Below are 12,330 nucleotides of genomic sequence, written 5' to 3' on the forward strand. Positions count from 1 at the left end.
ATCGGGCGGAGGGGACGCAAGCTGCTACGGCCCCATTCGTTTTCACGATATGGCCTCAGGGCCGCGTCACTTTTGGAGCTCCGCATGTCCTTTCGCCGCCTCGTGTTCCCGTCGTGTCTGCTGTTGTCCTGCCTCTGGACGTCATCCTGCGGGTCCTCGGGTGTGTCGTATGCGTCGGACTACGGGAGCGAGGGCGGAGCACCCACGACTCCGACGGTGGCGGCGGACAAGCTGGTGCGGCCGGATCTCCTGACGCTGCGCTTCAGCGTGCGGCAGGAGTCGGAAGTCGCCGCGCAGGCGCTGCCCGCGCTGAAGGCCGTGGTGGACAAGCTCGTGCGCGCCTCCGCCGAGGCCACGCACGCCGAAGTGGCGCCGCGCATGAAGACCTTCGGCACCGAGACGGGAAGCTCCCGCAAGCTCTCCTCGGATTCGGACAAGTCCGCCGTCGCCGTGCACGGAGTGTTGGAGGTCGCCATGCCGGCGACGATGGATTTCTGGGGGCGGTCCGAGCTGATGGCCCGACTGATTCAGGTGGCCAAGACGACGGCCACTGAGTCGGAGAAGCAGGGCGTGCGCCTCTACTTCAGTGCCCCCGAGCCCTCGCTGCGCGACGCGGACGCCCACCGCGCGGACCTGCTCCGCCGCTGGGTCGAGCGCACCCGCTCCTTCACGCTGTCCGCGCAGTCCGAGGCCGCGCCGATGGGGCCGGTGGAGTGCTCCACTCCGGAGGCCGTGCAGCAGCGGCCCGTGTCCCTGGAGGAGGTGGCGCTCACGTTGCCGGTGAGCTGTCGCCTCGCGGTGTTGCCCGCGGCCTCGGCGCCGAAGCTGGCGGGCGGCGCGGTGAAGTAGTCAGGGAGCGGGGGCCGATGGCGCCTCGGTGTCGCGTTCGAGCGCGCGCCGGAGCGCCGTGGCCCCGTCCTTCACGATGGGCTTGCCGTGCGCGAAGCACACGGTGTCCACGGGCAGGTGGTCCAGGATGCGCCGGACGCTCAAGCGCGTGCGCGCCGGCTCATCCTGGTACTCGCTCGGGACGAAGCGCGGCGTGCCGTTGCCGTCGTGGGTGAGCAGGTCCGAGATGAAGACGACGGCATGGGGATGCAACTGGAGCCACAGCGTGAACATCGCCTCGGTGGGGCCAGGGGTCTGGAAGGTGCTGAGCCCGCCGGGCAACGTGTCGCCCGAGACGTATTGGTAGTCCGGTGACTCCTCCAGGCCCTGGGCTCCTTCGGGCGCCCAGACCGGAACGCCGAGGCTCTTGCGGAAGTGCCACGCCGAGCGCTGGTGATTGCCCGCGGTGAGCACGATGCCGACGATGGAGCCGAGCCGACGCAGACTCTGTTCGTCGATGGGCAGCGGGTCGATGAGCGTGACGGCGCCGTCATCGTCGACCACCGCGTAGGCCTCGCTCCGCATCCCCCCGATGCGCTCATCCGCGATGGTCCAGTGGTGCACGCCGTGCACCACCTCCATGGTCTTCCGGGCCTTCGCCTTGGGCTCGCTCATGCTGTCAAAGCTAGGCACCCTCAACGCGTTGCCACCCTCTGCCCGACGTGTCGCCCTCCAAGCGGCCCGCCAGCCCTGCTCCCCTGGGGCGCGGGGCACGTCCATCCTTCGAGGATGGGAGGCATGCGCGCGGCCGTAAGGACTCGACCCCTCGTGCTCTATGACGGGGACTGCGGGTTCTGTCTGCGTTGGGTGCGGCGTTGGATGGAGCGCACGGAAGGCCGGGTGCGGTTCGAGCCCTCGCGGTGGTGGCTGCGCGCACTGTTCGGAATCTCCCGCGAGGAAGCGCGGCGCGCGATGCAGTTCATCGAGCCCCAGGGCCGACGGTCCTCGGGTGCGGAGGCCGTCTTCCGGCTGCTCACCTGGTCGCCCCACGTGGGGACGCGCTGGCTGGCGGCGCTGGGCTTGTTGCCCGGTGTGCGGCAGGCCGCGGGTGGCGTGTACGCGCGGGTGGCGCGCCACCGTCGAGGCGCGGCGCGATGGGACCGGTGGTTGTTCGGCCGCTCGACGCAGGTGCCTCGCTATCGCGCGGTGCGCTGGGTGTTCTCGCGGATGTTGGGCGGCACGTTCCTCGTCGCGTTCACCTCGCTGGGGCGTCAGGTGCTCGGGCTCTATGGTGCGCGTGGCATCCGGCCCATTCGCGAGGTCGTGGATCCACCACTGCGCGCCTCCACCGCGCGGCATCGTGCGTGGCGGGCTCCGTCGGTGTTCTGGTGGGGGGCTTCGGATGCGGCGCTCGTGCGCGGCTGTCGCGCGGGACAGGCGCTGTCGGTGGCGCTGCTGTTCGACGTGGCACCTCGGTTGAGCGCGACGCTGCTGTGGGGCCTGTACCTGTCCTATGTCTCGCTGGGGCGCGAGTTCCTCTCGTTCCAGTGGGACGTGCTGCTCCTGGAGATGGGGTTGCTCGCGGCGCTCACCGCGCCCGGTGGACTGCGGCCAGGACTGGGGCGCCATGAGCCAGCCGCGTGGGAGGTGCTCCTCTTTCGCCTGCTGGTGTTCCGGCTGTACCTCGGCTCCGGGCTGAGCAAGCTCCAATCAGGAGATAGAACGTGGCGCGAGCTGACGGCGTGCGGCGTCTACTACGAGACCGCGCCGCTGCCGACGCGAGGCGGCTGGTACGCGCACCACCTGCCGCGAGGCTTCCAACGCGCCGCCACGTTGATGGTGCTGGGGCTGGAGACCGCGGTGCCCTTCCTCGTCTTCGGTCCGAAGCAGGTGCGGCGCTTCGCCTTCGCGTGCTTCACGTTCCTCCAGGCCGCCATCAGCGCGACGGGCAACTATGGCTTCTTCAACCTCCAGTCCTGGGCGCTGGGATTGTGGCTGCTGGATGACTCCGCGCTGCGGCGGGTGGTGCCGGCTCGACTGTGGAGCGATGCGCCGAGCCCTCGTCCGCGATGGCGTGCGGCGCTGTCCGCGCTGGCCGCCGTGCCCGTGGGAGTCCTGAGCGCGACGGAGGTGCTCCAGCGCTTCTCGTGGTGGCCGCCGCGACGACCGCGCCGTGTCCTCGAATGGTTGGACCGCTTGGAGGCCTCGGCGCGTCCGCTGCGCTCGTTGAATCGGTATGGCCTCTTCGCGGTGATGACCGTGAGTCGTCCGGAGATTGTCGTGGAGGGCTCGGAGGATGGGGTGAACTGGAGGCCGTACCCTTTCCGTTTCAAGGTGTCGGACGTGCGGCAGGCGCCTCGTCAGGTGGCCCCGCATCAGCCGAGGCTCGACTGGCAGATGTGGTTCGCGGCGCTGAGCCGGCCGCCCTCGTGGTTCCTCGCGTTCCTGGGGCGGTTGTTGGAGGGGGCGCCCGAGGTGCTGGGGCTGCTGGCGGGCAACCCCTTCGCGGGCTCTCCGCCCCAGCATGTTCGCGCGTGGCTGTACGACTACCGCATGGCCTCATGGGAAGAGCACCGGCGGACCGGGGTGTGGTGGCGACGCGTGCCGCTGGGGCCCTACGTGCCCCCGCTGCGCCGGGTGCTCGGGGACGAGCCGGAGTGGATGCCGCCTCGACTTCAGTGGAGCGAGTAGGGGCCGTGCCTCTCGCCGCAGGGCGAGCGAACGAACGCGCGGGGTCTTTTCACGCCAGGCGCGCGCGTGGACGGTAGACTCGCGCATCCTCGCTCCCGGAATGCTGTCCCGGGACGGGAGCGCGTCGAGGTACCGCCCGAGCCTCGGACGGCGTCCCCGACGCGACGACCCGACTCCCACCCTCCTTGTGCCGTGACGACGTCGCGCCTGCCTGTTCGCCCACTCCTCCTTGGCCTCCTCGCCCTCAGCGTGCTGAGCGCGTGCGGCCCCACGCCGACCACCATCACCCTGCAACCTCCCGAGGTGCGCTACCTGCGCGCGTCGGGACAGAGCGTGGCGCTGGAGTACACCGTCCAGGATGCGGAAGGGCAGCGCATGGCGAGTCCTCGCCTGCGCTGGACCAGCTCCGCGCCCGAGGTGGCCTCGGTGCAAGACGATGGCACCGTGGTGGTGCGCAAGTCGGGGAAGGCCATCATCGGGGTGCAGGGAGGGCGCGCGAAGGCGGCGGTGCCGCTGGAGCTCACCATCCTCGCGGGGCTCGACGTACGAGCCCCGGGCGCGGACTTCGTGGAGACGGGCCGCACCATCAAGCTCCACATGGTGGCGCGCAACGAGCAAGGCCACGTCATTCCCAACCCGGCCATCGCGTTTCGTTCCAGCGATGAGACCGTGGCGTACGTGAAGGACGGTCTGCTCGTGGCCGCGTCGCCCGGAGTGGCGACGGTGACGGCGTCCCTGGGGCATCTGAATCGGGCCATCGCCGTGCAGGTGGTGCCCGTGGACTTCGTGCGACTGGGCCTCAACTTGACGTCGTACACGTTCAAGAAGTCGGGCCAGTCGGTTCAGCTCCAGGCCCGCGCGTACAACCGCAACGGCGCGGTGCTCGACAAGGTTCCGCTGGAGTGGTTCTCGTCGGACGCGTCCGTCGTGACGGTGTCTCCCGAAGGTCGCGTGACCGCCGTAGGCGTGGGGCGCGCGGTCGTCTCCGTCGTCGCGGGACGCCGACGCACGGCTGCGGACTTCATCGTCGTGCGGTAGTGGCTCGCGGGTACACCGGCGCCTTCGTCATCGAAGGACGCCAGTGTGCGGCTGCGTGATGAGGGCGCGTTGCCGCGCCTGTCGACAGGGTGAAGTGTTCGCCAGCGGTTCTCCGCGGGGGTGAGTCTGTGCGGAGGCGTCACCTGCGCTGACGAGGTCAGCCGTCGCTTCTGTCGGGGGCTCCGGAGCGCGGCGCCAATGGATGCGTTGGCGCCAGGATGCGCGGCCTCATGTTTCGAGGCCGCGCTCCCATGAATGCTCGCGCCTACTTCTTCGCGCCGTTGGGGGCGGGGGCGACGGGTGCGGCGCTTGGCTTCGCGCGGCTGCCCTTTCGTCCCTTCTTCGCCGGAGGCTCTTCATCCGGGCACGGCGGACGCGGTCCCTCGCTCGGGGGCTGGATGGTGAACTCGACGCGGCGATTGAGCGCCATCCCCTCTTCGCTCGCGTTGTCCGCCACCGGCCGGCTGCGTCCGAAGCCCTGCGAGCACACCCGCTCCGCCGCCACGCCGTTCTCGATGAGGAAGCGCTTCACGCTCGCGGCGCGGCGCTTCGACAGCTCCAGGTTGTAGGCGTCACTCGCGCGCGAGTCCGTGTGTCCCTCCACGAGCACCCGGTCGATGCTCGTGTTCTCCGTCATCACGCGAGACACCTCCTCGAGGATGGGGAAGGACTCGGAGAGAATGACGTCCTGGTCGGTGGCGAAGTTCACCTGCTCCAGGATGACGATCTTGTTCCCCGACATGCGCGCGAGCGGGCAGCCGTCACGGCCGTGGCTTCCGGCAGGCACGTCCGGGCACTTGTCGAGACGGTCCACCACCTTGTCGTTGTCGCGGTCCGTATCCGGACAGCCCGCGTTCTCCACGGGGCCCGCCACGTCCGGGCAGCGGTCCTTGTCACCAATGACCGAGTCGCCGTCCGGATCCACGGGCGGAGGCGGAGGCTTGGGCGGATCCTTGAAGCGCTCCAGCGCCTCCCACTCGCGCGTCTTCGCGGGCACCCAGATGATGGAGGTGAAGAAGCTCAGCGTCGGCGAGCCCAACGAGCATCCACATCCCGCGCCGCCGCCAAAGGTGAAGGTGACGCCCGTGGAGCTGTACCAACGCAATCCGACGAGCAGCTCCGCGGGCACCTGCCGAGCCTGTCCCGGCAACTTCTCCAGCCCCACGGCGCCACTGACCATGGCCAACGCGGTGATGCCGCTGCCGCGCAGGATGGGGACCTCGGTGCCCAGTCCGAACGGCGCCATGTCCCCGAGCTTCACGTTGTTGAAGATGTGGTCCGGCCGATTCCAGAAGCCTCCGTTGAACGCGAGGAGGATGCCGGACTCGAAGCGGTAGTCGACCACGAGCCCCGGGGCCCACGTGAGCTCGCCATCGCTGGCGAAGGCCTCCTGGTTGCCGGAGGGGAAGCTGACATTGAGGGTGAGGGCGGCGCCAAAGCCATGCCCCTCCGCGGGGCGGCGAAGGCCTGGGATGGCCACCTTGCCCATGAGGCGCAAGTCCCCGAGCACGGAACTCGCGACAGAGCCCTCGGTGCCGATGACCTCCAGGTTCTGTCCGCCCTGGGCGAGGATGAGCGGGATGTCCACGCCCACCTCAGCCCAATCAAACAGACCGATCGAGCCCATGACGTCGAGCTGCAGGCGGTTGCCCACGAGGCTGATCTTCCCCAGGTCCCCGTCCTTGGGCACCAGGGTCAGGGGATTGAACGTATAGCTGAAGTAGGGGCCCGCGGACGCGGAGAGGTGCGACAGGGGTCGCGACTGGCTGACCAGCACGAGGTCCTGAGGCGCACCGGAGGGCCGGAAGAGCTGGATGTCGAAGCGAGCGTCAGGTGCGCTGAGCGCGGGACTGGCCAGGCCCAACGCGAGCAGGAGGATGAGGGAGAGCGAGGGCTTCATCGGACGCGACGGGAAGGGCGAAGGAGCATGAAGCCCGCGGCGAGCAGCAGCATCATGACGGTGCTGCCAGCGGGAGTGGCATCGGCGGTGGTGCCGCAGCAGAAGGCGCCGCCCTTGGGCTCGGTGCCGGGTTTGCGCCGGCCGCGCTCACATTGCTGCGTCTCGGCGGAGCAGAACTGCACGCCGAGGCAGTCCCCGCTGTCATCGCACGAGGCGCTGCACGTCTTGGTGGAGAGGTCGCAGGTCCCGCCGCAGGGGCAGTGCGCGTCGGCGTAGCACTCGACGCACGAGGCGCCGTCGCAGACCCGCCCCGCCGCGCAGCTCACCGCGCACGCTCCGGTGTTGGTGCAGCTGTGCGTCGTCGCATCGCAGGAGCCGCTGCCGCAGTCGGTGTCATTGCGGCACCCCACGCAGCTGCTGTTCTGGACCGAGCCATCCGTGAGGCAGAACGGAGTGGTGCCCGTGCAGGCGGATCCGCGCGAGCCGCAGTGTCTGTCCGTGGTGGAGGAGGCGCACTCGCCACTGAGGCAGTACTGGCCCGCGCCGCACTCGAGGTCGTTGCGGCACTGCACACAGACCTCGCCATCGAGACAGAAGGGGCGGTCGGTGGGGCACTTCGAGCACCCGGGGCCACAGCGGTCCGCGGTGTTGCACTCGGGAACCTGCGTGACGCAGCGCCCGTTGGCGGTGTCGCAGCGGAGTCCCGCGGCGCACTGACTGTCGGACGTGCACTCCACGCAGGATGGCGGCGCGCCGGGAGTCGGAGCCGTGCACTGGGTTCCGCTCGGGCAGCAGTTGCACGAGTTGCCAGCGCAAGCCGTGTTGGTGTCGCAGACGACGCAGACGTGGTCGGAGCAGCGCAGACCGCGATCGCAATCCGCGTCCTGGTTGCACTCACGGCACTGGTGCGTCTCGGTGGCGCAGACCTGCTTGGGCGGGCAGTTCTTGTCGGTGAGGCACTCGACGCAGGTGGCGGTCGGGATATCGCAGAGCTGGCCGTTGGGGCAGTCGCCGTTGTCGTTGCAGCCACGGCAGGTGTTGTCGCTCAGGTCGCAACGCCCGGTATCCGGACAGTCGGTGTCGTCGTTGCAGCCACGGCAGACGTTGTCGCTGAGGTCGCAGCGCCCGTTGGGGCAGTCCCCGTCGTCGTTGCATCCGCGGCAGAAGTTGTCGGCGGGGTCGCAGCGTCCATTGGGGCACTGCGAGTCCTCGGTGCACTGCACGCACTTGGTCACGCCATTGAGTTCGGCGCAGACCGGAGTGGAGGGACCGCACGCGAGGCATGCGGAACCGCAGGAGAGCGCCGTGTTGCAGGGGGCACAGAGTGCAGCAGCGTTGCAGTAGTAATACGGGCCGCAACTGCTGTTGCCGTCCTTGTTGGCATCATCGCGGTTGCACTGCTCGCACTTGTTCAGGTCGGTTGGGTACGAAGGGCGACCATTGTCCGTCTGGAAGAACTGGGCGGGCTGAGCGAGTGCGAAGCCTGCACTTGGGGTTGTGAGGGGAATGACCGGAGGATCGTTGGCAGCACGTTCAAAGTCAGAGAACGTGCTGCCGGAGATTGCGAACTCTAGCGCCCCATGCTCAATGATTTGCACATAGATCAACTCGATTGGGTACAGGCCCGAGTGAAGGAATGTGATGCTGTTTGTGGTTCGCCAAGTGGCTGCGCCCAGTTCTGGCGGACGGATGACGACGTTGTATCGCTGCTTGGCATTGTCGATGACAACGAGACTGATTGCGTCGTCGGCATAGAACCCGAAATGAAGCAGCTTGTTGGCCAGACTGGGAGGGATGTTGATGTATCCCCTGAACCTGGCGACGAATGGCGTATTGGAGGCATTGTAATGAAAGCCGCATCCGCCAGGAGGACAGTCAGCCACCATGCTGACAAAGTCGCCGTAGCTCAGCACTCGACCATCATTGAGATTGTTGGATAGGTCGAACGCAGTACGGAGGACGGAGGACACACGCGCTGGCTTGGTCTCCTCCATGTATGTATTGAGGTCAGAGGTGTACGTCGCCGTACTTTGTGGGAGCTGCGAAGTCGGCTTCGTCCACTTGCTCGACGCCATGCAGAGCCCAGTCCCTACCTCACTTGGCGAAGGGGCGACGGGGTCTCCCGTGACGATGACGTCCGGGAGTTTCTGGGCCATCGCGGGGAACGCGGAGAGGCACGCCAGCAGCAGGGGGAGCGCGGCATGCGCGCGGAACGGGTGGGGGCTTGGTCGCACGGCGCGTGACAGCATAACGCCCCCTCTGACGATCTCAATCTTCCTCCCACGCAGAGCGTCGCTGTCGCCGCGTCGAACCTACAGGGTTCTGTGCCGCTCGCGTGACACACCCGGAGGGCCGCTCCCGATTCAAATCAGGAGAGCACTGCAAATCCGTCCGAATGCCACGAGCGGCTCAATCCTCCAGCCGCTGCGCGCGACGACACGCCACGTCACCGTCCTGCGAGCGGATGAACGCGGCCGCCAGTTCGGAGCCGAGCGCCGCGCCCAGCACCTCGAACGTGCGCCGCCGCGCGCCACCGACGAACGCGGGCTGCCGCGCCAGCGTCTCCGGATGCCGCACGAAGACGTTGTACCCGAGGATGCACCCATCCGCGCGCAGCACGGTGATGCCGTCGGTGGCCAGCATCCCGCGCAACAGCTGCGCCGTGGCGCGCACCGCCGAGGCCGCCGCGTCATCCGGCGCCGCCTGATAGCGGTCCAGCAGCGACACCACGTCCAGCGGACGCGGCAGCAGGATGCCATCCACGAACAGCGCCGAGCCCGCGCGCTCCCGAGGCAGCACCGCCACCAGCGTCCCGTGCGAGCCCTGCATCACCTCGAAGAAGACGCGCTGGAAGAAGCCCCGCGCGGCGTCTCGGCTCGAGGGCAACACCTGCTCCGTGACGGCATGTGCCAGCTCACGCAGCACCACCGAAGGGGGGTCCACGTCAACCCGTGCGCCTGACAGGTACACGTGTCGGCAGAGGTCGCCTCCTGCGCGCAGCTCGATGATGTTGTCGGCGAGTTGCAGCACTCCGACGACATGCGACGCCGGCGTCCCCGCGCGGCGCAGGCGCTCCAGGGGCGTCTCGGTCAGGGGGAACGGGTCGGTGCGGAAGATGCCGTAGGTGAGCCCCTCTGGCACGCGCAGCAGGTAGAGCGCCCACCAGCGGCCCTGACCCAAGGGCGCGCACTGTTTGAGGGCGCGCTGGATGGTGGCGCGGCTGCGCGGCCCCGAGCCGATGGGGATGGGGTCATGCCCACCGAGCAGCTCCAGCATGTCCCCCAGGTCATCGCCCACGAAGGCCATCGGGAAGAGGGGCGCGCCCTCCTCCCGGTAGCGAGACAGCGTGACGAGCAACTCGCTCAGCGCGTCCGCCGTCTGGGCGCAGGGCATCTCCGCTGAGTCGAGGAAGCTGCCCACGGCCTCGGTCAACAGGTGGCGGAACGACAGGATGAGAGGGGAACCCGCCTCCGGGTCCGGACCATTCATGGCCCGGCCAGCATGGCGCATCCTCGCGAACCACGCACGGACGAAGGCTCCCGCTCGCTCGTGGGGCTCCGCTCAGCGGATGGGCTTCTTCATCGCCGCCAGGAGCCGCCGCAGGGCCCTCAGCTCCCCCGGGTCGCAGCCTTGCAACGTCCGGAGGAGGCGCCGGAGCTCTGGCGGGTGCTCGCCCGCCGCGGGCGCTGTCGGCTCGGTGACCAGCGCCAGCTCGATGTCGGCGAGCCCGCCCGCGTCCTCCAGGCCAAGCATCCGGTCCGACGGCTCATGCAGGGCATGGCATAGCCGGAGAAAAGTGGGAATGCTGGGAAACGAGCGACCGCGCTCGATCCGACCATAGACCTCGGTGGCCAGGTTGATGCGCTCCGCCACGTCCGCCTGGGTCAGCTTCTGGCGTTCGCGAGCCGCACGCGCGTTCCTGCCGAGCGTCTTCCTCAGTGCCTTCTCACGCTCCCCGTACATGACGCTTGACCTTCCCGTGAAGTCCTGACTGTTGATACGACTGCCTGGATGGGGAGCCCAGGACACACGGAGTGGGTTGGCCGATACGACCCGGCGGGTAGAGAAGTCCGTTCTGTGCTTTTCAAGAGGAGTGCCCTTCAGTCGCAGAGGCACTTGCGACCCTGAGACGGGAGGACACTTGCGTCCAGGCCTCGGTTTGGTCATCGAGGTGTCCCAACAGGTCGGTGAAGATGTGTTGCTCCATCTCACGGGCCAAAGTGGCTCCATGCGCATCGGCCCACTTGCGTGTCACCGTTGCTCGCACCTGTGCCCCGAGCAGATCCACGAAGCGCTCCAGCAGCGGCGTGGACAATAGCGTGCCAGCCCAGACTACCGCGTCATGTCCGATTCCTCCGGTGGCCACGGTGACGACAGCCGCCGCACCCGAGGGCACGGAGTAGACGAGGGTGGTGAAGGCCTGGAGCAGCTCCTCGCGCATCCCGCCTTGGAGTTCGGCACCCACGAGCTGGCGGCAGAAGTCATACAGCGTGATGCGATCCGCCGCGTGCGCGTGGAGTGCCTCCATTCCCAGCGGTTCATCCAGTCGCGCGAGTGTCGCCGGTCCGAAGGCCTCCGCCAGACGTGCCCGGGTCGCCTCGTCGCCGCGCCACGCGGCCACCTCGGGCGCGAACGCGTCCACCAACCGTCGAAGGCCATCCCGCAGGGTGGCGTCCACGGACTGCGTGGGGAGCGCGGCGTGTGGCTCGGGGCCGGTGAAGGACTCGCGCACCTTGCGGCTCACGAAGGTGAGCGCTGTGGCGAGTCCTCGGAAGGGCAGCCGCACCCAGCGGTGGAACGTGCTGCGCGCATCCAACTCGTCGCGGAACGCGTCGATGAGCACGTCCGCGGGGACGGCCTTGAGCGCGGCTTGCGCGCCCACGCCTTGGAGTTCATGACGCAGCCGTTGCCTCAATCGATCCGGCTCGCGCGCGGCCCGCTCGGCGGCGGTCGCGACGGCGTCCATCTCCAGGCGCGCGTCCGCGAGCGATGCCGCCAGGGCTCGGGCCTTCAGCTCGCGCGCGTGCTCGGCCTGGCCCAGTCGCGCGGCCAACGAGGTCGCTCCATCCAGTGGCTGCGTGGCCAGGGGCGCGAGGCCGGCTTCCACGTCCGGCTGATGCGGCGCGAGGTAGCGCGCCAGGGGCGGATGGCCGACATCCGCCGCGAGCTTCTCCAGATGTCCGCGCGCCACTTCCTCGCGGGTGGCCTCGTTGTAGACGAGCAAGTAGGGACGCCCATGGCCCACGGCCGCGCGCAGGAAGTCCACCAGCGCCGCGTTCTGGTACGTCTGCCGACTGACCACGAACACCAACACGTCCACGGTGACGAGCAGCGCTTCGGCGCGCTCGCGGTTGTCGCGGTACACGCTGTCGAAGTCCGGCGTGTCCATCACCAGCAGGCCGCGCGGCACCGCATCCGACAGGACCAGGTACAGGCGCCCGGCGGGACCGGGCTGGTCCACGGGCGCCACGTCTCCCGAGGCCACCGGGATGATGTCGTAGCGGCGGGTGAGGAAGTCCTTCAGCTCGCCCGTCCAGGTCTCCGGGTGCGAGGCCGCGAGGCATTGTTTGGTGAGGCCCCCCTCGGGGCGCGCCGGGGAGAGGGACGCGCCTGCCAGCGCATTGAAGAGCGTGGACTTGCCCACGTTGTTGGGGCCCGCGATGGCCACCAGGAGCAGCGGCGCGTCTCCCGCGCCGAGTCGAGGCAACAGGTCGCGGCGCAAGCGCTCCACGAGTCTGCGCGCGACGTCAGCGTCCGCGCCATCGGGGAAGCGCTCGGGAGCGGGCAGGGCATCCAGGGCGGATGCGAGGGCATGGCGCAGGGCGTTGGGGTCCTTCATCGGGCGTGCGCAGGACACCACGGGTGCGAGCGCC

The 12,330-nt window shown here is 68.9% G+C and carries 9 protein-coding genes and 1 pseudogene; 3 read left to right on the forward strand and 7 right to left on the reverse strand.

Annotated features, from left to right (window positions below):
* Positions 1 to 84 precede the first annotated feature (84 nt).
* Positions 85 to 849 carry a hypothetical protein gene (locus KRR26_RS20545; RefSeq protein WP_217080610.1) on the forward strand — a complete coding sequence of 255 codons (765 nt, stop codon included), beginning with the start codon at positions 85 to 87 and terminating at the stop codon, positions 847 to 849.
* Here the strand turns inward: KRR26_RS20545 and KRR26_RS20550 are convergent, their stop codons facing one another.
* Positions 850 to 1,503: an MBL fold metallo-hydrolase gene (locus KRR26_RS20550; protein WP_217080611.1), complete on the reverse strand. Its 654-nt coding sequence runs from the start codon at positions 1,501 to 1,503 to the stop codon at positions 850 to 852.
* A 114-nt stretch (positions 1,504 to 1,617) separates the two neighbouring features.
* On the opposite strand from KRR26_RS20550, the gene KRR26_RS20555 reads away from it, so the two are divergent.
* Together KRR26_RS20555 and KRR26_RS20560 are read left to right on the forward strand one after the other, a co-directional pair.
* Positions 1,618 to 3,519, forward strand: coding sequence for a lipase maturation factor family protein (locus KRR26_RS20555; protein ID WP_217080612.1), 1,902 nt, complete (start codon positions 1,618 to 1,620; stop codon positions 3,517 to 3,519).
* 192 nt (positions 3,520 to 3,711) lie between these two features.
* Positions 3,712 to 4,557: an Ig-like domain-containing protein gene (locus KRR26_RS20560; RefSeq protein WP_217080613.1), complete on the forward strand. Its 846-nt coding sequence runs from the start codon at positions 3,712 to 3,714 to the stop codon at positions 4,555 to 4,557.
* A 265-nt stretch (positions 4,558 to 4,822) separates the two neighbouring features.
* Here KRR26_RS20560 and traB read toward each other — a convergent pair whose 3' ends face one another.
* The 6 genes and pseudogenes from traB to KRR26_RS20585 form a co-directional block, all read right to left on the reverse strand.
* Positions 4,823 to 6,457 carry an outer membrane exchange protein TraB gene (gene traB / locus KRR26_RS20565; protein WP_120210526.1) on the reverse strand — a complete coding sequence of 545 codons (1,635 nt, stop codon included), beginning with the start codon at positions 6,455 to 6,457 and terminating at the stop codon, positions 4,823 to 4,825.
* Entirely contained in the window at positions 6,454 to 7,692 is a 1,239-nt protein-coding gene (locus KRR26_RS37670) for a hypothetical protein (RefSeq protein ID WP_328707180.1), read from the reverse strand. The genes traB and KRR26_RS37670 overlap by 4 nt, the downstream gene beginning before the upstream one ends.
* Positions 7,693 to 7,935: 243 nt before the next feature.
* Positions 7,936 to 8,706 (reverse strand): annotated as a pseudogene (gene traA / locus KRR26_RS37675) (outer membrane exchange protein TraA family protein); the annotation flags it as partial.
* Positions 8,707 to 8,866: 160 nt separating this feature from the next.
* Positions 8,867 to 9,946 (reverse strand): hypothetical protein, encoded by a 1,080-nt coding sequence (locus KRR26_RS20575; protein ID WP_199723958.1) that lies wholly within the window; start codon positions 9,944 to 9,946, stop codon positions 8,867 to 8,869.
* Between the two features lie 72 nt (positions 9,947 to 10,018).
* Positions 10,019 to 10,420 carry a helix-turn-helix transcriptional regulator gene (locus tag KRR26_RS20580; protein ID WP_120210523.1) on the reverse strand — a complete coding sequence of 134 codons (402 nt, stop codon included), beginning with the start codon at positions 10,418 to 10,420 and terminating at the stop codon, positions 10,019 to 10,021.
* 121 nt (positions 10,421 to 10,541) lie between these two features.
* The gene (locus tag KRR26_RS20585) at positions 10,542 to 12,296 is read right to left on the reverse strand and encodes a GTPase (protein ID WP_120210522.1); all 1,755 of its coding nucleotides are present in this window, start codon (positions 12,294 to 12,296) and stop codon (positions 10,542 to 10,544) included.
* Positions 12,297 to 12,330: the final 34 nt, after the last annotated feature.

The organism is Citreicoccus inhibens (genome assembly GCF_019039035.1).
Lineage (GTDB): Bacteria > Myxococcota > Myxococcia > Myxococcales > Myxococcaceae > Citreicoccus > Citreicoccus inhibens.